General features: G+C 61.4%; 15 protein-coding genes, 2 tRNA genes and 1 rRNA gene. 13 read left to right on the forward strand and 5 right to left on the reverse strand.

Annotated elements, in window-relative coordinates:
• Positions 1–116 precede the first annotated feature (116 nt).
• The 3 genes from E1956_RS35445 to E1956_RS35455 all read right to left on the reverse strand — a co-directional run bounded on the left by E1956_RS35445 (position 117) and on the right by E1956_RS35455 (position 2,934).
• Entirely contained in the window at positions 117–806 is a 690-nt protein-coding gene (locus tag E1956_RS35445) for a response regulator transcription factor (protein ID WP_134758057.1), read from the reverse strand.
• Positions 803–2,356, reverse strand: coding sequence for a sensor histidine kinase (locus E1956_RS35450; protein WP_134758058.1), 1,554 nt, complete (start codon positions 2,354–2,356; stop codon positions 803–805). The genes E1956_RS35445 and E1956_RS35450 overlap by 4 nt, the downstream gene beginning before the upstream one ends.
• A 245-nt stretch (positions 2,357–2,601) precedes the next feature.
• Positions 2,602–2,934 (reverse strand): hypothetical protein, encoded by a 333-nt coding sequence (locus tag E1956_RS35455; RefSeq protein ID WP_134758059.1) that lies wholly within the window; start codon positions 2,932–2,934, stop codon positions 2,602–2,604.
• Between E1956_RS35455 and E1956_RS35460 the strand changes: the two genes are divergently transcribed.
• The 9 genes from E1956_RS35460 to E1956_RS35500 all read left to right on the forward strand — a co-directional run bounded on the left by E1956_RS35460 (position 2,933) and on the right by E1956_RS35500 (position 14,575).
• Positions 2,933–3,259 carry a DUF4148 domain-containing protein gene (locus E1956_RS35460; protein WP_134758060.1) on the forward strand — a complete coding sequence of 109 codons (327 nt, stop codon included), beginning with the start codon at positions 2,933–2,935 and terminating at the stop codon, positions 3,257–3,259. The two genes, E1956_RS35455 and E1956_RS35460, sit on opposite strands and share 2 nt — an antisense overlap.
• A 1,484-nt stretch (positions 3,260–4,743) precedes the next feature.
• Positions 4,744–6,120, forward strand: a complete 1,377-nt coding sequence (locus tag E1956_RS35465; RefSeq protein WP_134758061.1) for a replication initiation protein — start codon at positions 4,744–4,746, stop codon at positions 6,118–6,120.
• Positions 6,121–7,299: 1,179 nt separating this feature from the next.
• The gene (gene parA, locus E1956_RS35470) at positions 7,300–8,040 is read left to right on the forward strand and encodes a ParA family partition ATPase (protein ID WP_232072313.1); all 741 of its coding nucleotides are present in this window, start codon (positions 7,300–7,302) and stop codon (positions 8,038–8,040) included.
• Positions 8,030–9,061: a ParB/RepB/Spo0J family partition protein gene (locus E1956_RS35475; protein ID WP_134758062.1), complete on the forward strand. Its 1,032-nt coding sequence runs from the start codon at positions 8,030–8,032 to the stop codon at positions 9,059–9,061. Before parA ends, E1956_RS35475 begins: the two co-directional genes overlap by 11 nt.
• 607 nt (positions 9,062–9,668) lie before the next feature.
• The gene (ilvA, locus tag E1956_RS35480) at positions 9,669–11,192 is read left to right on the forward strand and encodes a threonine ammonia-lyase, biosynthetic (protein WP_134759520.1); all 1,524 of its coding nucleotides are present in this window, start codon (positions 9,669–9,671) and stop codon (positions 11,190–11,192) included.
• Between the two features lie 170 nt (positions 11,193–11,362).
• Complete coding sequence (locus E1956_RS35485) at positions 11,363–12,352, forward strand: ABC transporter substrate-binding protein (RefSeq protein WP_134758063.1); 990 nt, start codon at positions 11,363–11,365, stop codon at positions 12,350–12,352.
• A gap of 30 nt (positions 12,353–12,382) precedes the next feature.
• Positions 12,383–13,357: an ABC transporter permease subunit gene (locus tag E1956_RS35490; protein WP_134758064.1), complete on the forward strand. Its 975-nt coding sequence runs from the start codon at positions 12,383–12,385 to the stop codon at positions 13,355–13,357.
• The gene (locus E1956_RS35495; RefSeq protein ID WP_134758065.1) at positions 13,354–14,130 is read left to right on the forward strand and encodes an ATP-binding cassette domain-containing protein; all 777 of its coding nucleotides are present in this window, start codon (positions 13,354–13,356) and stop codon (positions 14,128–14,130) included. The genes E1956_RS35490 and E1956_RS35495 overlap by 4 nt, the downstream gene beginning before the upstream one ends.
• Positions 14,131–14,221: 91 nt before the next feature.
• The gene (locus tag E1956_RS35500; protein WP_134758066.1) at positions 14,222–14,575 is read left to right on the forward strand and encodes a DOPA 4,5-dioxygenase family protein; all 354 of its coding nucleotides are present in this window, start codon (positions 14,222–14,224) and stop codon (positions 14,573–14,575) included.
• Between the two features lie 134 nt (positions 14,576–14,709).
• Here the strand turns inward: E1956_RS35500 and E1956_RS35505 are convergent, their stop codons facing one another.
• Positions 14,710–16,071 (reverse strand): MFS transporter, encoded by a 1,362-nt coding sequence (locus E1956_RS35505; protein ID WP_028223642.1) that lies wholly within the window; start codon positions 16,069–16,071, stop codon positions 14,710–14,712.
• A 179-nt stretch (positions 16,072–16,250) separates the two neighbouring features.
• A complete protein-coding gene (locus tag E1956_RS35510; protein WP_134758067.1) occupies positions 16,251–16,706 on the reverse strand; it encodes a hypothetical protein in 456 nt (151 codons plus the stop codon).
• On the opposite strand from E1956_RS35510, the gene E1956_RS35515 reads away from it, so the two are divergent.
• From E1956_RS35515 to E1956_RS35535, 4 genes are all read left to right on the forward strand, one after another.
• The gene (locus E1956_RS35515; protein WP_134758068.1) at positions 16,705–17,091 is read left to right on the forward strand and encodes a hypothetical protein; all 387 of its coding nucleotides are present in this window, start codon (positions 16,705–16,707) and stop codon (positions 17,089–17,091) included. The genes E1956_RS35510 and E1956_RS35515 overlap by 2 nt on opposite strands.
• Before the next feature lie 218 nt (positions 17,092–17,309).
• Positions 17,310–18,836: ribosomal RNA gene (locus E1956_RS35525) — 16S ribosomal RNA — on the forward strand.
• 65 nt (positions 18,837–18,901) lie between these two features.
• Positions 18,902–18,977: transfer RNA gene (locus E1956_RS35530), tRNA-Ile, on the forward strand.
• Between the two features lie 48 nt (positions 18,978–19,025).
• Positions 19,026–19,101, forward strand: a tRNA-Ala gene (locus tag E1956_RS35535).
• Positions 19,102–19,279 lie beyond the last annotated feature (178 nt).

Below are 19,279 nucleotides of genomic sequence, written 5' to 3' on the forward strand. Positions count from 1 at the left end.
CTTGCTTTCATGAAATTAAATTTAGGTTTGCAAACGCCTGCCAACGCTTTGGCCATGCACCGCATGCTTTCAGTTATCTTGCGGGCCGCAGCCTGGCGCGGCGGCGCCTGGCATCGTCATTCGGCACTGCGAGCGGGACCGGCACGCAAATCGAGCTGGTAGCCGTAGCGGTTGATGGTCTCGATCTGCGCGCGCGCGCCGTGCGTGATGAACTTGCGGCGCAGCCGCGACACCACCAGATTGACGCTCGAAGGCTCGACATCGCCTTTCTCAGGCCACGCATAGCGGATCAGCTGCTCGCGCGCGACCGGCGCATTCGCGTGGCGCAGCAGGCATTCCACCAGCAGATATTCGCGCGTGGTGAGCGAGATGCGCCGCTCATCGACGACCAGGTCACGCGTGAGCGGATCGAGCCGCGCCGCGCACGGCCCCGCCTGGACGAGCGCGGTGCGCCGTAGCGCGAGCATGCGCTCCTGGATCTCGAGAATCGACCAGGGCTGCACGAAGCAGGCGTCAGCGCCCGCGCGCAACAGTTGCGCGCAGTCGGCGGGGGTCGCGCGCGTGAGCGCGACGACGATCGCCGGCGCATCAGGCAGACGCGTGATGGAGCCGAGCACATCGATGAAACCATCGTGCGCGGTCGCGCCACTGGTGCACAGGATCACCGTGTCGAACGACTCCTGGGAGGCGAGGTAGACGGCGTATTGAAGGTTGTCGGCAACCTCGACGCTATTGAGGCTCTCGCTCAGCGCCTTGTATAGATAGCTCCGCTCCGCGTCGGAGGAGGAGCACAGCAGGACTCTCATTGATAACGCGTGTTGTGCCAGGGATGAGCAGGCCAGCAGTCGATGGTGACGGTCGTGCCTGTGCTCGCATGCCCGGCTGAGCCTGGCGCGGCGCCATGAGCGAACTCGGGTACCAAGGCGGCCGCGAAGTCGGGCACCGCCGCGCCGATGGCGAGCCGGTAGTCGTGCAGCCGCAGGACCGCGGCGACGATCCCGAGTCCGAGGCCCGTACCCGGCACATGGCGGGCTGCGTCGCTGCGGTAGTAGCGGCCGAGCACCGCATCGCGCTCTTCGGGCGCGATGCCGGGGCCGTTGTCGGTGACGCTGAATTGCGCGCCCGCATAGGTCGCGTGCAGCGCGACGCACACCGCGCCGCCGTGAGGCGCGAACTTGATCGCGTTATCGAGCAGATTGCTGAAGGCTTCGAAGAGCAGCGCACGGTCGGCGTCAACAGGGGCAACGTCAGCCAGCGCGATGCTTAGCTCGATGGCCTTTTCTTCGGCGAGCGGGGCGTACAGCTCGCACAGCTCCGTGACGAGATCGGCAAGCGCCAGCGGCGCGAACGCGCTGCGCCGTTTGATTGCGCCAATCTCGGAGATGCGCAGGAGTGCAGAGAAACGTTCGAGCACGGTGTCGGCTTCCTCGCGCGCGCTCACGAGCACAGCGGCCATCGCGGGCTCGCCGCGCCGCTCGAGTGCGTCGGCCGCGTGTGAAAGGCGCAGGCGCAGCCGCGTGAGCGGCGTGCGCAGGTCGTGCGCGATGCCATCGCACGCGCTCTTGACCTCGCCCATCAGCCGCTCGACTTCGTCGAGCATGCGGTTGACGAGATGGGCCAGCATATCGAGCTCGTCGCGGCCGGCAACGGGCAGCCGCTCGCCGAGATCGCCGCCGGCGATGCGGCCGGTCGCGCGGCGAATCTCCGCCACGCGACGGATCTGCCTCATGCTCAGCAGCAGCCCGGCGCAGAGGCTCCCGCACAGGCACAACAGGCCGCCGCCGTATAGCGCCTTCAACAGCTCGCCGTGCACGTGACGCACATCGGACAGCGTGCGCGCCACGACGAGGCGCGAACCGTCCGCGCGCACTTCGCCCATCGCGCGTAGCGGAGGCTGCGCAGGGCCGATGTCGAGCATCATGGTTTGCCCGCGCATGTGCTCGTGCGAGCGGCCCCAGGGGTCGAGCGCGAGTTCGGCCGGCATGGCATGGATATCGCCGGCGATCCAGTGGCCATCGGCGGAAAACAGGCCGTAGAAGTTCTGGCGCCGGTTTTCGCGACGCAGCCGCGCGTCGATGGCGGCGCCGAGCGACGCGTCACTGCGCGAGTCGAAGTAACGCAGTTGCCAGCGCAGGCCGCTGTCGGTCTCGCGGATCATCGCGTGGGTCACCGAATACTGGATGAAGCCCAGCAGCACCATGAACGACACCGAAAAGATCGCCGCGTAGGCGGCGAACCACCGGAAGGTCGTGGTCTGCCAGCGGTCGTGGCCAATATCGCCCGCCTGCGCCCGCACCCGCGGCGCCTCAGGCACGAACGCGCCTGTGCGGCCCGCCACCCAGCCTGGCAGGTTCATTGTGCGCCTCGCACCGGCTGCGGCAGGGCGCAAGGCGCCATGCCGCACACGCGCCGCGGCGAAGTTTGATGCAGGTGCGCCGTGATTTCGCTGACTGACATGACTCTCCCGATGGCTAACCCCGCCGACGATGAACGATGCGCGCAGCGACGACCCATTGAGGACCCACGATGGACCAATACGCGCGCCTCGCCATGATAGGGGGGGTGATGCGCTGCAACGGCATCAGCACGATGAAGAGCGGGTCATGTTCTTACCGGCTGATGACGGCTGGCTGTCAGTTTGTCAATTCGGGCCAACGCGAAGAGGCTCGGAATGGCGCGGCGCGGGATTGAAGCGAGCCACCATCGCATGCCTCTGACGACCGCGCGAACCATCGGACCCATCTCGTTCACCGGGCCCGTTGCATCGATGAAAGTTGTTTCATCCTCTTGAGCGCTTTCCAGATCTCCCCGCTGCTTATGCTCGACGCTCGTTGGCATGCCATGCGTGCGATGTCGTTTCGCGTCGCCGGCATGTCGCTGGTTCGTCGGCACCTGTGCCGACGCATTCGTCCATAGACAGTCGGAGGTCACCATGAAGCGTTGGCTCAAGTTCGCATTGATCCCTTTCCTTGGCGTCGCAAGCGCAAGCGCGTTCGCTGCACCCCAGCTCACGCCGCACGCGTGTCACAGCTATCCGTTCGTGCGGCCCAGCCACGAGGTGACGCACCGTGAACTCATGCAGGAACTGAAGGACCTCTCGCTGGTTGGCTACCAGGAGCATGCGGTGGACAACGATTACCCGTCCGACCTCCAGGCGGCTCAGGAACGGCTCAGCAGCCTCTATCGTCACGACTGCCTTGGATCACCTACGGCGTCCCCGGCACAGCAGGCTACGCAGACACAGGCGCAGGCTGAGTGACGACCGTGACGCGCGTGCGTAAAGGTCCCCAGTGTGCAATGTTGCAATGCACCTTGGCGCACTGGCCAGGAACGTGAAGGTGACTTACGCGCTCGGTTCCCATATTTGGCGACCTGCTGTAGGTAACCCGATATGGGAGGTGGGGACCTTTCGCTAAATGCCCTCGAAGGTCATACAGTCGCGGGGCAGCGAGGACAGGGCAGACGGATTGCGGTTTTTCGGACGCCAGGCGTCTAGCAAAGCAACGAGCCCCTCAGGCTGCATTCGGATCCCAGAGACGGTTACCTTTTAGCTTTGGCTTGTCCCATAGCCAGACACCCTTGAGTGTTATTATTATAAAAATCATTGGGTTAAGGTACACACTCAATGTCAATTCTCAAGATTTGGTGGATAGGTTCCGTGTTTTGGGAGCCGTTTTCGTGCGCTTTGTCCAATAGGTCACCGGGTTTGGGACAGCATGGGTTGGTGACCACTTACATCTCTATAGGGTCCCGGTTTTGGGAGACGTCTTTCTCATCGGACGCCTGTTTCAGTGTTTACCTTTTACGCTTTAGAATCTTTAGTAAACCTTTAGGCGTCGCAAAGCCTTATCTGGCAAGGGTTTGCGGGCGATTTGGTGGCAACTTATGGGACCCGGGGACCCGGCTATGGGAGCTCGGGGTTGTGGATATGGGGGTTCGGTAGCTTCGCATGGGGATTCGGGTCTGTGGATATGGGGAAAAGGTCGCTCTGTATGGGAGAAATTGCCGAAACCCACTGAGGTCACCCTCTATGGGAACACAGATAGGTAGCGCTCTATGGGACGCGAAGACCGCTTCTGCCTGATCTGAAGGCCATTTGCGCTGCCAAAAGGTCGCCATTTATGGGGAATTTTGGAGGTAACCGGTTATGGGGCGTCGCTGCAAGGCGTTCTGGAGGTAACCATTCGCGATTGGATAGGAGACCCCTGCGAATGCTTGGCCGGGACTCTGATCACGACGCTCAGGTAACGCGCTATGGGATCAATCGAGAGTACCCGGTTATGGGAGTTTTCTCGCGGCCATCGCCCCCGGATGTGCATATTGCGGGCTATTTCAGGTGGCCATTTATGGGATAGCCAACAGGTCACCGGTAATGGGACATTTTTTCCATGCTGCTTGGCCAAAGTCCACGAAGCGGCGGTTCACTGAAATCCCCCATAAACAGGTACCTGTGGGTAACCTGATCGAGAGTGAGTACTCACTTGTTAGCTTCAGGTAACGTGTTATGGGAGCTAATTCGGAGTGTCGAGGCGCAATGGTTACCGAATATGGGATCGCACCTGGCCCGCCGGAACGTGCTTCGATGGGCACTGGATGCCCGGCACCGCGGCCAAAAGCACGGGCTGTCAACTTTTCCTGCGTGCGGTGTCGTGCTCCCGCATACGCGCGCGGCGTAGCCTTGAGTCACCTGATGGGTTGGTATACAGTTACCAACCGACCAGGTTCCCTTTTAACGTGGCTCATATGGCAAGAAAAAAGGCCGATGCCGGCGATGCCGACAAGCAAGGTGCACTCGTATTCCAACAAGGCCAGCCGCCTGATCTCTTCCGCAAGGCGGTTCCCGCGATTCACATCGCGCCGAAATCCGGATCGATCAGCCTCCAGCAGCGCAAGATGTTCAGTTCGCTGATCAAGAACGCGATCCGCCAGGATTCTCTCGAAGCCGGCCGCTCTTCGTTCGAGATCACGATCTCCGCCCTCTCGCAGGACGTCGATCTGAACAGCAACAATACAGAGTACGTCAAGGAGACGATCAACTCGCTGATCAGCACGGTCGTCAACTGGGACTATCTCACGCAGGACAAACGCAGTATCTGGAAGGCGTCGGGCTTGCTCGCCGGCGCCGAACTCGAACGCTCGGTGCTGCGCTATACGTTCTCCGAGCAGATTCGCGGCGAACTCCTGAATCCCGAAATCTACGCGATGATCGACATGCGGATCACGCGTCAATTCAGGAAAGCACATTCGCTCGCCCTGTGGGAAAACGTCGTGCGCTACGAAGCGGTTGGCGTAACGGCGCGTTTTCCCCTTGCGACGCTGCGCGACCTGATTCTCGGCCAGGATACCTCGGCGCAGTCGTACAAGCTCTACAAGCAGTTCAAGAGCCGCGTGCTGATTCCCTGCATCAAGGAAGTCAACGAGATCTCGGACCATAACTTCGAGCTCATCGAGCACAAGGTGGGCCGCTCGGTGGTTGCCCTGCAGTTTCGCGTGACGCGCAAGCCGGAGACGGATCCGTCCCAGGAGCTGCGTGCGAACGAGACCGTGCTCATCGGCGAGATGTCGAAATTCAGCGTGCCGGTCTCGGAGGCGCGACGGCTTTTGAAGCAGTACGGCGAGGAAAAGATTCGCACGGCGGTGGCCTATACGGCCGCGCGCGTCGCCCAGAAAAATGCGGCGCCGCTTGCGAATGTGGCGGCCTATTTCCGCAAGGCGCTGATGCAGGGTTATCAACTGCCGGGTGCCAACGCGGCAGGCAGTCCGAGCACCGATACGGGCAAGGCGCGCGAGAGCCAGGATCAGGTGAAGGACCGGTATATCGCGGCGAAGATCGCCGAGGCGCGGGCCTACTTCAACGAGCTCGAGTACGACGATCAGACGGCGCTGATCAAGCGGTACAACGAAACGGTCGGCATGGACAAGCTCAAGGTCTCGACGGCCAAGGTGCCGAGCAAGATGGCGTCGACGAACTTCTTCCGCTGGGTGGTTCTCGACACATGGGGCCAACCCACTGCCGCCGATCTGCTCGAATTCCTGCTGAGCGGACAACAGGCGCCGGCCGCTGGCGATCTCCAGGCCATGGGCGATGTCGAGCTTGCGTTGAAGACGCGCGCTGAGTGATTGCGCGGCCTCTCTGACAATTTGGCGAAATTTACCTATCTTTTTATAGTAGATAAATTTCGCTTCCCCAGTTTTCCTCAAACATCGATGCAGCGCCGAACTATTGATGTTCGGCGCGGGACTCAGCGGTGTTGTTTTCTCCACTGCCAGTGAGTACCGGACTGGCTCGATTCATTCACCTCTTCATTGTTTCGTAGTCTCCACGTGGAGATCGCGTAGCTGCGCGTGCTGGTGGTGCAGACATAGTGTTAAGCGGATTGATGAATGTCGATTGTGGCCCAGTGAGCCACAGGTCTACACACGCGCGTCCGAATTAGTTGTCTCTTGCTGGGACACAGCTGGATTTGCAGCGATCAAGCAAACCTTGATGTAGCGCCGATAGCGTAACCATTGCTGCCGTAGTGAGTAATGCTTCTATGTCAGGCACCTTGCTAGAAGCAACGGACAAACGCTTGTGCAGAAGCCTTGGTCATCGACAACAGAGTGAGCCTTCTTACCTGCTTCAATAGTCGAGGATCTCCACGTGGAGACTAGGCCAACGCCCCTGATGCCACAGAGACTGAAGATGCTAGAGACGTAGCAACTCAGGAGCACACCTGTCTTCTTGCGGAGAGACTCACGGAGTGGCAGCACAAAGGAGTGATCTACAGGCATGACCACGCAACCCGCTCCTATAGGAATGTCTCTCCACGCGGAGATAAGACCGTTCGTGAGCAACGGCATGCTGTCTGAACGCGGCTGAATCAGGGCAGATTGCTCTGAGCTGATCAGATGTCACGATCTCCACGTGGAGATCGCGTATTGGCTAGTCATAGCGGTTCGAGCCATCACTTCAATCGCGCCGCCTTTGGGATGCTCTCCCTATCGCCCGATTCCTGAATCGAATCTATGTCCACATCCGGAGCGGGATTGAGGACGTCCACAAAATCTTTGAAACCGGGTGGGTTTGAATTGCCATACTCAGTCCCGATGAAGTCTCCACGTGGAGATCACACCTCCGGGACTGCCATCGTCCCATCACAGATTTTCTGTAGTTGTCTCTTTATAACGGCTCGTCACATCGAATCTCTTGTCCAAATGGCCAGTTTGGTTGTGAGCTGACAACGATTTCGGCGCTGAAGCTAGAATTTACTTTAACTTGCCGCTAGACTGCCAACTGACTCGCTGGAGAGTCTCCACGTGGAGATCGCGCGTGAAGCGGGTGCCGGCGTTGAACATTGCATGGAGAACCGAATGGGACTGGTCATAGCGGTAGCAAACCAAAAGGGCGGGGTGGGCAAAACCACGACCAGCATGAATCTGGCGGGTGCGTTTCAGTCCGAAGGCTATAAGGTCTACGTCGCAGACGCCGACGGCCAGCAATCGTGCATGAGCTGGTGCGCGGCGGCCGGGCCGGAAACACCGCTTCCATTCCGCGTCGGTAGCATCAACAAGCTCGAGAAGATGATTGGGCCGGAGATTGCCGCGCTCGCGAACGACTACGACGTCGTCATTGTCGACTGCCCGCCGAATATCAACGATTTGACCACCGCCCGCGTCCTCGCCGTTGCCGACGCAACCATCATCCCGACCGACGCATCGCCGATCGACATCTGGAGTAGCGAAGGGATGATGGAGTTGGTCGAGCGCACGCGAGTAGCCAATCCCGCGGGAAAATTCGCAATTTTGCTGAATAAATCGAATTCCAAGACGCTCCTCCACACACAGATGAGCGCGATTCTCGCCGAGAGCAATGTCCGCGTGCTCGCATCCACCGTCAAGCAACGCGAACTGTATCGTCAGGCGGCGGCGCTTGGCCGAACGGTCTTCGACGTAAAGGGCGTGCGTGGTGCGAAGGTCGCGAAGGACGAAATCTCAGCGGTCTACAGCGAAATCATTGCGCTCGTTCAGGAAGAAGAGGAGATCGTCGATGGCAACTAAGCTCAATTTCACCAGCAAGGTCAGGGCGGGCATGGCGGTGGAGCGCGTGTCCGCAGGCGAGCGTCTTGCCGATGGCGACGTTGTCGGCATTGCGCAGCGCGACGCATCGGTGGTTACGCTCGCCGAAGTGGCACCGGTAGCACCCGTAGCACCGGTGGAACCCGTTGCGCTCGACGTTCACGCGGTGACGAAGATCCCGGTCGAGGACGTCGTCTCGAATCCGTACAATCCGCGCGCGTTTTACAGTGCGGAGACAATCGACGAACTTGCGGAAAGTTTTGCCAAGCAAGGCCAGATCACGCCGATTCTCGTCACGCGCTTGCCCGAGTTTCCTGGCAAGTACGTGATCGTTGACGGTGAGCGCCGTATCAGGGCGGCGCGCTCGCGTGGCGACAAACATATCGATGCCGATGTCCGCGACGGTCTCGATAACCAGAACCTCTACTTGCGTGCCTACCACGCCAACAAGGAGCGCGAGGAGCAGACGGTCTTCGACGACGCGCTGGCCTGGAAGAAGTTGCTCGACGATGGCGTTTATGTCGATCAGGTCGAATTGGGCGTTGCGGTAGGTGAGGATCCGAAGCACATCAGCAAGGTGATTTCGCTCACGTCGCTGCCGCCGTATCTGCTGCAGCGCATGGCGCAGCATCGCAAGGACATAGGCCTCGGCCACGCCTACAACATCAAGCTGATCTTCGATCGTGCTGGCGCGAGCGTTGCCGAGCATTGGCTCGGGCAGGTCATCGAAGGCAAGGCGAGTGTGCGCAAGCTCGAGGCGGCTGCGTCGGCGGAGGCGGGCGCACGCCGTATCGGACCGCGCCGCACGCACTATCAGTCACGTGTGCAATTCAGCCGTCCGGATGGTATTGCGCTCGGCGAACTGAAGCTTTTTGGCGACGGTCGCGCGGAGCTCAGCCTGAAGGGCATCGCAGCGGCAGATCAGCAGCGTTTGGCCGAGCGAATGAAGGCCGTGATCGACGAATGGGCGGCCGAGATGGATACGGTTGCTGAGACAAATTGAGATCACGCATCTGAAAGTCGGAAAGGGCAGGGCCGGAAGGGCGCCTGCCCTTTGCTTTTGGGGCTCCGAAATTGGGCCTGGTCGCTCATGAACGCAGCTAGGGTCGAAACCGTGAAACACCGCCAGAATTGTCGCCGCGACAAAAATCGGCTTTCAAATCAAAGAGATGTGCGACAATTCATAGAATGTTTCACGGTTAGGTGTATTTGATTGGGGGCTAAATGATGCTTGCCACCTCAATTGCGGTGCCAGGAACATTTTCCGACTCAAAACGTATCGTATGAAATGTAATTCGTAGTTATTGGAACATTTCAACAGATCCCGAGACGGATTGACAATCGCCGCCGCCTACGCCATGCTTGTGCGAATGAATTACCGCCACTGCCCGATTACGCTGATTATTCGCACCATTCATCGAATGGTGGGTTAGCGTACGTCTGGCAATAGCGACAACAACCCGCCCCACGAGGCGGGTTTTTTGTTTCCGCCTCCTGGCAAACAAGAGCAAAGAGAAAGCACAGGAGCTGTCATGCAGGTCGAATCGAGCAGTACCGTAGTCGAAGCCAACACCGCCAATGCTGCTCCGGTCAGAGGCCAGCCAGGCAACATGCCGCAGACCGATTACCTGCGCCTGGTCCTCACCGCCCGCGTCTACGACGTGGCCCGCGAGACCGAGCTGGAGCGCGCGCCGAACCTCTCAGCACGCCTGCGCAACACCGTCCTGCTCAAGCGCGAGGACAACCAGCCCGTGTTCTCCTTCAAGCTGCGCGGCGCCTACAACAAGATGGCGCACCTGACGCCCGAGCAGCTCGAGCGCGGCGTGATCACCGCCTCGGCCGGCAATCACGCCCAGGGTGTGGCGCTGTCGGCGGCGAAGCTCGGTGTGAAGGCCGTGATCTGCGTGCCCATCACCACGCCCCAGGTCAAGGTCGATGCCGTGCGCGCCCATGGCGGCCCCACCGTCGAGGTCGTGCAGGCCGGCGAATCCTATAGCGACGCCTACGCGCACGCCGTGCGCCTGCAGGAGGAGCGCGGACTGACCTTCGTGCATCCGTTCGACGATCCGCACGTGATCGCCGGCCAGGGCACGGTGGCGATGGAGGTGCTCAGCAAGCATCAGGCCCCCATTCACGCGATCTTCGTGCCGATCGGCGGCGGTGGCCTCGCGGCGGGCGTGGCCGCCTACGTGAAGGCGGTGCGCCCCGAGATCCGCGTGATCGGCGTGCAGACCGATGATTCGTGCGCGATGGCGCAGTCGATGCAGGCGGGCCAGCGCGTCGAGCTGAGCGAAGTCGGCCTGTTCTCGGACGGCACGGCGGTCAAGCTCGTGGGCGAGGAAACTTTCCGCCTGTGCCAGCAGTATCTGGACGACGTGCTCACGGTCGACACCGACGCGCTGTGCGCCGCGATCAAGGACGTCTTCCAGGACACGCGCAGCGTGCTGGAGCCGGCGGGCGCGCTGGCCGTGGCGGGCGCGAAGCAGTACGCAGAGCGCGAAGGCATCGAGGGCAAGACGCTGGTGGCGGTCACCTCGGGCGCGAACATGAACTTCGACCGCATGCGCTTCGTGGCCGAGCGCGCGGAGGTGGGCGAGGCACGCGAGGCGGTGTTCGCGGTGACGATCCCCGAGGAGCGCGGCAGCTTCAAGCGTTTTTGCGAGCTGGTGGGCACGCGCAGCGTGACCGAATTCAACTACCGCATCGACGACGCCGAGCGCGCGCATATCTTCGTGGGCGTGCAGATCCGCAACCGCGGCGAGTCCCAGACCATCGCGCAGGCCTTCGTCGATCACGGCTTCCCGTGCGTCGATCTCACCGGCGACGAACTCTCCAAGCAGCACATCCGCTACATGGTGGGCGGGCGCTCGCCGCTCGCGCACGACGAGCGCCTGTTCCGCTTCGAGTTCCCGGAGCGCCCGGGCGCGCTGATGCGGTTCCTCTCGTCGATGGCGCCGAACTGGAACATCAGCCTGTTCCACTACCGCAACCAGGGCGCGGACTACAGCTCGATCCTCGTGGGCATTCAGGTGCCGTCGGCCGAGGACGCGGAGTTCCGCCGTTTCCTCGCGACGCTTGGCTATCCGCATTGGGAAGAGACGCAGAATCCGGCCTATCGGTTGTTCCTGCAATGATGCGTATGCACCCATCCGCACGGCTCGCGCGAGGCATGGCGCGATAAAACTGCTGGAAAACACCAGGCCCGGCCAGAGTGCTCGTCAGTATACTGAGCCACTGCTGCCGGGCGTCGTCGCCTCAGGAAGATTGGGCGCCGTGCGTCGGACTCACCTGGAGGATGACGAATATGCTGCGCATCGTACTTGGCCGTCTGATGGCTCTTTCCACGATCGCCCTGGCTGCGCTCGGTGCATTACCCGGCCTGGCGCATGCCGACGCCGCGCATCCCGTGGTCGCGCTGCTGCCCGGCGTGACCGATCCTTTCTACTTCACGATGTATCGCGGCGCCGAGCGTGCGGCGAAGGAAGAGCATGTGCAGTTGCTGTTCCAGGTTCCGAAGGCCTGGAATACGACCGAGCAGGTGCCGATTCTCAAGGCCCTGATCGCGAAGCATCCCGATGTGCTGCTCGTCTCGCCGGTCGACAAGCAGCAGATGATTGCCCCGCTCAAGGAAGCCGCCGACGCCGGCATCAAGGTCATCACCGTGGATACCTATATCGGCGACGGTCACTACCAGACCGGCAAGGGCGACGCTGATTTCCCGCTTGCCTATATTGCTTCGGACAACCTGGAAGGCGGCCGCGTGGCGGCGCGTGCGCTTGCGAAAGCCATCGGCGACCAAGGCACGGTCTACTGCGAGGACAACAAGCCGGGCATCTCCAGCACCGACGCGCGCGTGCAGGGCTTCATGGACGAGATGAAAAAGCATCCGAACATCAAGGTGCTCGAAACGCAATACAACGAGGACGACGCCAATCGTGCCGCTGCGCACGTGGCTGCCGTGCTCGCACGCAATCCCGATCTCGCGGGCGTGTTCGGAGCGAACACCTTCTCGGGCAGCGGTGCCGCGCAAGGCGTGAAGACCGCTGGCAAGCAAGGCCAGGTCAAGGTCGTGGTCTTCGACGCCGTGCCGGGCATCGACGACAAGATCAGTAGCGGCCTCGTCTCGATCGCCATTGCGCAACGTCCGTACGACATGGGCTACTACGCGGTGAAGTCGGCCGTCGACGCAATCCACGGCAAGAAGATTCCTGTCTACCGGGGCACCGGTTTCGTGGTGCTCGACAAGTCGAACATCGACATGCCGGAAATGAAGGTCTACATCTACTCGAACTGATCGGGCCGACCGACGGGACGGACCCGCGCCATGAACGACAAGCGGCTCGATCGCCTCGCGCTCGTCAGCAAGGTCTGGCCGTGGCTGTTCCTGGGTGCGCTGCTCGTCTTCTTCGAAATATGGGCGCGCATCTCGGCGCATCGTTCGTTCGTCTTCAACGCCTATAACCTGCAATCGATCGGCCTCGCGGCCAGCGCGCCGCTGCTGCTCGCCATCGGTCAGACTTTCGTGATCGTGACCGCGGGCATCGACCTCTCGGTGGGATTCGTCATGGGACTCGCCGCAGTGTGCGTGGCGCAGTTCACCATTCCGGGCGGCGGCTCGCCGTGGGTGCTGCTGTTGTCGATTCCGCTTACGATCCTTGTCTGCCTGATTCCCGGCTTCGTCAACGGCGTGCTGATCGCGCGCCTTGGCGTGCCCGCGTTCATCGGCACGCTCGGCATGTACGGCGTGGCGCGCGGCGCGGGGTTTCTCGCGGCTGGCAGCGGCATGACCGTGGCCGTCGACAATGCCGGCCTCGCATGGCTCGGCCAGGGCTGGGCGCCTGTGGTCCTCACAGCCGTGCTGCTCGCCTTCATGCACTTCGTGCTCTCGCAAACGAAGTTTGGGCAGTACACCTATGCAATCGGCGGCAACCCGCAATCGGCCGTGCGCGCGGGCATCAACGTGCGCCGCCATCTGTTCGCGATCTATCTGATCGCGGCCGCCTTCGCCGCGATCGGGGGCATCGTCTATACCGCGCGCTTCGCGGCCGGCGCCGCGAACGCGGGCGAGCCGATGCTGCTCGACTCGATCGCGGCGGTCGTGATCGGCGGCGCGAGCCTCTTTGGCGGCACGGGCACGGTGGTCGGCACGTTGATCGGCTCGCTCATCATCGCCGTCATCGAATTCGGCCTCGTTTTTATCGACGTCAACGCGTTCTGGCAGTTCATCGTGGTGGGGATCGTGATCATCGTGTCGGTGCTGATCGATCAGTACAAGGAACGGCTCGGAGGCGCGCAATGAGCCCTGCGCCCGCAACGCCAGTGCTCGAGGCGCGTGACATTTCGATTCGCTTTGGCGGCGTCGAGGCGCTCAAGCGTGTCTCGCTGCGCCTGATGCCTGGCGAAGTGCTCGCGCTCGCGGGCGACAACGGTGCGGGCAAATCCACGCTCATCAAGATTCTCTCGGGTGTCTATCGTGCCGACTCGGGAGAGCTGCACTTCGACGGCCGTGCGATGCAACTGCGCGATCCTCAGGATGCGCGCGCCCAGGGCATCGAAACGATTTATCAGGACCTCGCGCTTGCCGACAATCTCGACGTGGGCAGCAATATCTTTCTCGGCCGCGAACCCACCCGCCGCAAGCTGGGCTTTCAGGTGATCGATCGGCCGCGCATGGCGCAGGTCGCGCGCGAAGTGCTGGAGCGGCTCGATATCGTGATTCCGCCGCGCAAGCTCGGCGGCCCCGTGAAGATGCTCTCGGGCGGCCAGCGCCAGGCTATCGCCATTGGCCGTGCCATTTACTGGAATGCGCGCGTGCTCATCATGGACGAACCCACGGCCGCGCTCGGCGTGCCGGAGCAGCGCAAGGTGATGGCGCTGATTGGTTCGCTCAAGGCACAGGGGGTGGCGGTCTTGCTCATTTCACACAACCTGCACGATATTTTTGCGGTCTCCGACCGCATCGTCGTGCTGCGCAGGGGCGAGGTGGCCGGCGAGCGCCAGATTCAGTATACGAACGGCGACGAGATCGTGAGGCTCATGGTGGGCGATAGCTACGCGAACGGCGCGCGCTGATGCCGGCGTGCATGTGGCAGGCGCATGCCACGGTGGATTTCGCGGCACAATATCAGCCTCAGCCATCTTTCTGTTTTTCAACCGCACTGCCATGACGCATCTCGATCCTGCCGATATCTCGGGCTGGCACGCCCATATCTATTTCGACGCCAGCGCGCGCGACGCTGCGTGGGCGTTGCGCGAAACCATCGCGGCGCAACTGGGCGACGCCGTGGAGATCGGGCGTTTTCACGAGCGTCCGGTCGGCCCGCATCCGATGTGGTCGTACCAGCTCGCCATTCCGGACGAGCGCTTTGCCGCGGTATTCGCGTGGCTCGTGCTCAATCACGGCGCGCTCGACGTGTTCGTGCATCCCAATACCGACGATGCGTTGCGCGATCATCGCGATGCCGCTGTATGGATCGGCCATTCACACACGCTCAACCTTGCCGTGCTTGGCGGCTGAGCCCGCTGCCGAAGTTTTGATCGCTGAATCGGCCCGATACACAAGATGAGCGGGCCGCAATTCGATTTTGCGGCCCGTATTGTTTGAGGCACCGTACTCGACGCGCCGTCACGCGGCAGCGCTCAGTCTCGCGCTCAGTGGCCGAACGACTCCTTCTCGGCGCCCGGCCCGGCTTGCATGACGTGCGGCCGCGCGACCTGCTTCACGAGCAATGCCGCACAGGCCACGAGACCGGCCACGGCAATCGTCGCGAAGATTCCCGCGAACGAGAAATGCCGGCGCGCCAGCTCAGCCACGAGAAACGACCCGGCGATGCCGCCGAAGCGGCCGATCCCGAGCATCCACGCGACGCCGGTGCCGCGGCCTTGAGTCGGGTAGAAGGCGGCCGCGAGCGCGGGCATCGACGATTGCGCGGTGTTCATGAGCACGCCCGCCGCGAACACGGCCATCACGAGCGCGCCTACATTGCCCACGGCCTGGCCGATGAGCCAGACGGAGAGCGCGGTCAGCGCGTAGCACGCGGCGATGATGCGGTTGGCGTTGAAACGGTCCATCAGCACGCCGCACAGCACGGCGCCGATGCCGCCGAGCGGAAACAGCGCCGAGATCAGCGTCGCGCGGGCGGGCGGCAGGCCGGCGTCCTTGAGCAGCAGCGGCATCCAGTTGATCGACGCGTAGAAGATCACGAGGCCCATGAAATAGGCGATCCACAGCATCACGGACCCGATCGCATAGCGGCCCGAGAGCACCACGCCGAGGCCCTTGCCGTCGGCGTGTGGCGCGCTCTCGGTCATGGTGAACGACTGCGCGGTTTGCGCGTCGGCGGAAATGCGGGCGAGCGCGGCCCGGATACGCTCGGCGGGCCGCTGGTTCGCCACCATGTAGCGCACCGACTCCGGCATGCGCAGCGCGAGCGGAATGGCGAGCACGAGCGGCGTGACGCCGCCGAGCAGGAGTACGCTGCGCCAGCCGAGGTGCGGAATCATCCACGCGGCGAGAAACCCGCCGAGCGCTGCGCCCAGCGGAAAGCCGCAGAACATCAGATTAATGATCGTCGCGCGGCGGGCGTCGGGGCAGTATTCGCCCATCATCGTGACGGCGTTCGGCATGGCCGCACCGAGGCCCACGCCTGTAACGAAGCGAAGCCAGACGAGGTGGTCGATACTCGAGGCGAACGCCGACGTGAGGCACGCCGCGCCGAACACGAGCACCGCGCCGAGCAGCATGGTGCGGCGGCCGAGCCGGTCGGAAAGCGGACCCGAGACAAGCGCACCGCAGGCGAGGCCGAAGAGCGCGGCGCTCAACACCGGCGCGAGGGCGGGCTTGCTGAGGCCCCACTCGCCGAGCAGCGAGGGCGCGATGAAGCCGATGGCCGCCGTGTCGAAGCCATCGAGCAGGACGATGGCGAAGCAGAGCAGGAAGATGAACCCCTGAAACGGCGAGAACGGATGCTCGTTGATGAACGTCTGGACGTCGACAGCTGAACTGCGGCTCATGGAATGTCTCCTGACGTTGCGCGGGCGCGTGTGGGCAGTGCGCCCAGGGTGGCTCGCGATTCTTATGCTTTGAATTCCGCACACGAATCGTACGCGCGTGCGGTTGCGGCGGATATCGGGGACATTATCGAGGGTGGCGCGCAGCGCCCTTCGAGCGCTCGCCTTTGCGTGGGCGCCGCCTATTGCGGCGCGATCGTCAATTTCACACGGTTCGCGCCGACTGTCTGTGCGGTGATCTCGATGCGGCTGCCACGCTCGCCTAGATAGAAGTGTTGGCGGCCTGGCGAATTGCCATCGTGGGTGGCGGCGGGCAGGCAGGCGGCGATATCGGCGCCTACGCCTTCGAGGGCGTCTGTGCCCGAACCGGTCTGGGCGTCACGCGTGCTCCATGTGCATTGATAGCTGCCGCGATTCGTCGCGCACTGGGCATCGTCTCCGTAGGGCTGGGCAACGGCCCGCCCGTCCTCGGGACTCAGCGACGCGAAGTGCTGCGGCGCCGCCGCGACTATGCGCTTGAGCGCGGCACAGGGGCTTGCGCTGTCGTCCGCGTGGGCGGCAAGCGGCGCGAAGAGTGAGAGCGTGGCGGCGAAGCAAGCCGACGCACGAATCACGATCCGGGCGATCTCTGGTCTCATGATTGAATCGCTGCGATTGCCGCAGCGCCTCATAGGGCGATCGACGGACATGTGCCGCAAACGACATGCCGGGAGCGATCCGGGCGGAGCCGCATCCTGGGAACTGGCTGCCAAAGAGGACTTTGAGCTGAAGAAAGAGGCTCTTTTAGCCGACCGCGATTTCTCGCTTGCACAAGCAGGGGTGTGCGCGCTAAGATTCGCCCCCTTCGCTTCCTGCGGTACCGGCAGCGAAGGCCGCCGCGAGAAACGGCGGGGTGCGGGGAGTCGACAGTTTTTAAACGGTGACGTTAAAAAAGATGTTGACGAAGCGCGAAAGAGTCTGCATAATCTCGTTTCTCTGCTGCTGACGCAGAAACGCAGAAAACGCCGGGCAGTAACGCAGTAAGCCGGTGAGTTTCGCGATTGATCTTTAAAAATTTACAGCCGATAAGTGTGGGCGCTTGATGAGTTTCAGCGGCCTGACTGGTTCTTCGGAGCCGGACAGGAGTAGCGAAAGTATCAAGAGTCTCACACTAAAGTAAGTCAGGTTTTTGAATTTATTCAAATTCCTGTCAGCTTTGAGTGAGCGACCGGTTCGAAAGAACCGAAAACAGTAACAGGTTTGAACTGAAGAGTTTGATCCTGGCTCAGATTGAACGCTGGCGGCATGCCTTACACATGCAAGTCGAACGGCAGCGCGGGAGCAATCCTGGCGGCGAGTGGCGAACGGGTGAGTAATACATCGGAACGTGTCCTGTAGTGGGGGATAGCCCGGCGAAAGCCGGATTAATACCGCATACGATCTACGGATGAAAGCGGGGGATCGCAAGACCTCGCGCTATAGGGGCGGCCGATGGCGGATTAGCTAGTTGGTGGGGTAAAGGCCTACCAAGGCGACGATCCGTAGCTGGTCTGAGAGGACGACCAGCCACACTGGGACTGAGACACGGCCCAGACTCCTACGGGAGGCAGCAGTGGGGAATTTTGGACAATGGGGGCAACCCTGATCCAGCAATGCCGCGTGTGTGAAGAAGGCCTTCGGGTTGTAAAGCACTTTTGTCCGGAAAGAAATCCTTTCGATAATACCGAGAGGGATGACGGTACCGGAAGAATAAGCACCGGCTAACTACGTGCCAGCAGCCGCGGTAATACGTAGGGTGCGAGCGTTAATCGGAATTACTGGGCGTAAAGCGTGCGCAGGCGGTGATGTAAGACCGATGTGAAATCCCCGGCTTAACTCGGGAACTGCATTGGTGACTGCATCGCTGGAGTATGGCAGAGGGGGGTAGAATTCCACGTGTAGCAGTGAAATGCGTAGAGATGTGGAGGAATACCGATGGCGAAGGCAGCCCCCTGGGCCAATACTGACGCTCATGCACGAAAGCGTGGGGAGCAAACAGGATTAGATACCCTGGTAGTCCACGCCCTAAACGATGTCAACTGGTTGTCGGGCCTTCATTGGCTTGGTAACGTAGCTAACGCGTGAAGTTGACCGCCTGGGGAGTACGGTCGCAAGATTAAAACTCAAAGGAATTGACGGGGACCCGCACAAGCGGTGGATGATGTGGATTAATTCGATGCAACGCGAAAAACCTTACCTACCCTTGACATGTACGGAATCCTGCTGAGAGGTGGGAGTGCCCGAAAGGGAGCCGTAACACAGGTGCTGCATGGCTGTCGTCAGCTCGTGTCGTGAGATGTTGGGTTAAGTCCCGCAACGAGCGCAACCCTTGTCCCTAGTTGCTACGCAAGAGCACTCCAGGGAGACTGCCGGTGACAAACCGGAGGAAGGTGGGGATGACGTCAAGTCCTCATGGCCCTTATGGGTAGGGCTTCACACGTCATACAATGGTCGGAACAGAGGGTTGCAAGCCGCGAGGTGGAGCCAATCCCAGAAAACCGATCGTAGTCCGGATCGCAGTCTGCAACTCGACTGCGTGAAGCTGGAATCGCTAGTAATCGCGGATCAGCATGCCGCGGTGAATACGTTCCCGGGTCTTGTACACACCGCCCGTCACACCATGGGAGTGGGTTTTGCCAGAAGTGGCTAGTCTAACCGCAAGGAGGACGGTCACCACGGCAGGATTCATGACTGGGGTGAAGTCGTAACAAGGTAGCCGTATCGGAAGGTGCGGCTGGATCACCTCCTTTCCAGAGCTCATCGCTTAAGCTTGTTAAAGCGCTCACACTTGTCGGCTGTAGAAAAGACAGACTCAGGGTCTGTAGCTCAGTCGGTTAGAGCACCGTCTTGATAAGGCGGGGTCGATGGTTCGAATCCATCCAGACCCACCAATTTGTCTGCGGTGGCTGACTGATCAAAACCCCTGAAGTTGCATGACTGGGGGATTAGCTCAGCTGGGAGAGCACCTGCTTTGCAAGCAGGGGGTCGTCGGTTCGATCCCGTCATCCTCCACCAATCCTCAATGCCTAGTGTCCGGTAGAAACACAAACCGGGTATTACGCATTGGCGATTGAGCCAGTCAGAGCGATGTGAGTAAAACCATATCGGCTGTCGTTCTTTAACAATCAGGAAGAAGTAGTAAAGAGATTCATTCGAAAGCGGGCAGAGATGACCGTCGAGTAGATGAATCAGG

The organism is Paraburkholderia pallida (assembly GCF_004524855.1).
GTDB classification, from domain to species: Bacteria; Pseudomonadota; Gammaproteobacteria; order Burkholderiales; family Burkholderiaceae; genus Paraburkholderia; species Paraburkholderia oxyphila.

Coding starts and splice junctions, on each gene's coding strand:
- E1956_RS35500 (WP_134758066.1), top strand. CDS start 14,222: ATGACGCATCTCGATCCTGCCGATATCTCGGGCTGGCACGCCCATATC.
- E1956_RS35450 (WP_134758058.1), bottom strand. CDS start 2,356: ATGAACCTGCCAGGCTGGGTGGCGGGCCGCACAGGCGCGTTCGTGCCT.
- E1956_RS35490 (WP_134758064.1), top strand. CDS start 12,383: ATGAACGACAAGCGGCTCGATCGCCTCGCGCTCGTCAGCAAGGTCTGG.
- E1956_RS35455 (WP_134758059.1), bottom strand. CDS start 2,934: ATGGTGACCTCCGACTGTCTATGGACGAATGCGTCGGCACAGGTGCCG.
- E1956_RS35510 (WP_134758067.1), bottom strand. CDS start 16,706: ATGAGACCAGAGATCGCCCGGATCGTGATTCGTGCGTCGGCTTGCTTC.
- ilvA (WP_134759520.1), top strand. CDS start 9,669: ATGCCGCAGACCGATTACCTGCGCCTGGTCCTCACCGCCCGCGTCTAC.
- E1956_RS35515 (WP_134758068.1), top strand. CDS start 16,705: ATGATTGAATCGCTGCGATTGCCGCAGCGCCTCATAGGGCGATCGACG.
- E1956_RS35475 (WP_134758062.1), top strand. CDS start 8,030: ATGGCAACTAAGCTCAATTTCACCAGCAAGGTCAGGGCGGGCATGGCG.
- E1956_RS35505 (WP_028223642.1), bottom strand. CDS start 16,071: ATGAGCCGCAGTTCAGCTGTCGACGTCCAGACGTTCATCAACGAGCAT.
- E1956_RS35445 (WP_134758057.1), bottom strand. CDS start 806: ATGAGAGTCCTGCTGTGCTCCTCCTCCGACGCGGAGCGGAGCTATCTA.
- E1956_RS35465 (WP_134758061.1), top strand. CDS start 4,744: ATGGCAAGAAAAAAGGCCGATGCCGGCGATGCCGACAAGCAAGGTGCA.
- E1956_RS35495 (WP_134758065.1), top strand. CDS start 13,354: ATGAGCCCTGCGCCCGCAACGCCAGTGCTCGAGGCGCGTGACATTTCG.
- E1956_RS35460 (WP_134758060.1), top strand. CDS start 2,933: ATGAAGCGTTGGCTCAAGTTCGCATTGATCCCTTTCCTTGGCGTCGCA.
- E1956_RS35485 (WP_134758063.1), top strand. CDS start 11,363: ATGCTGCGCATCGTACTTGGCCGTCTGATGGCTCTTTCCACGATCGCC.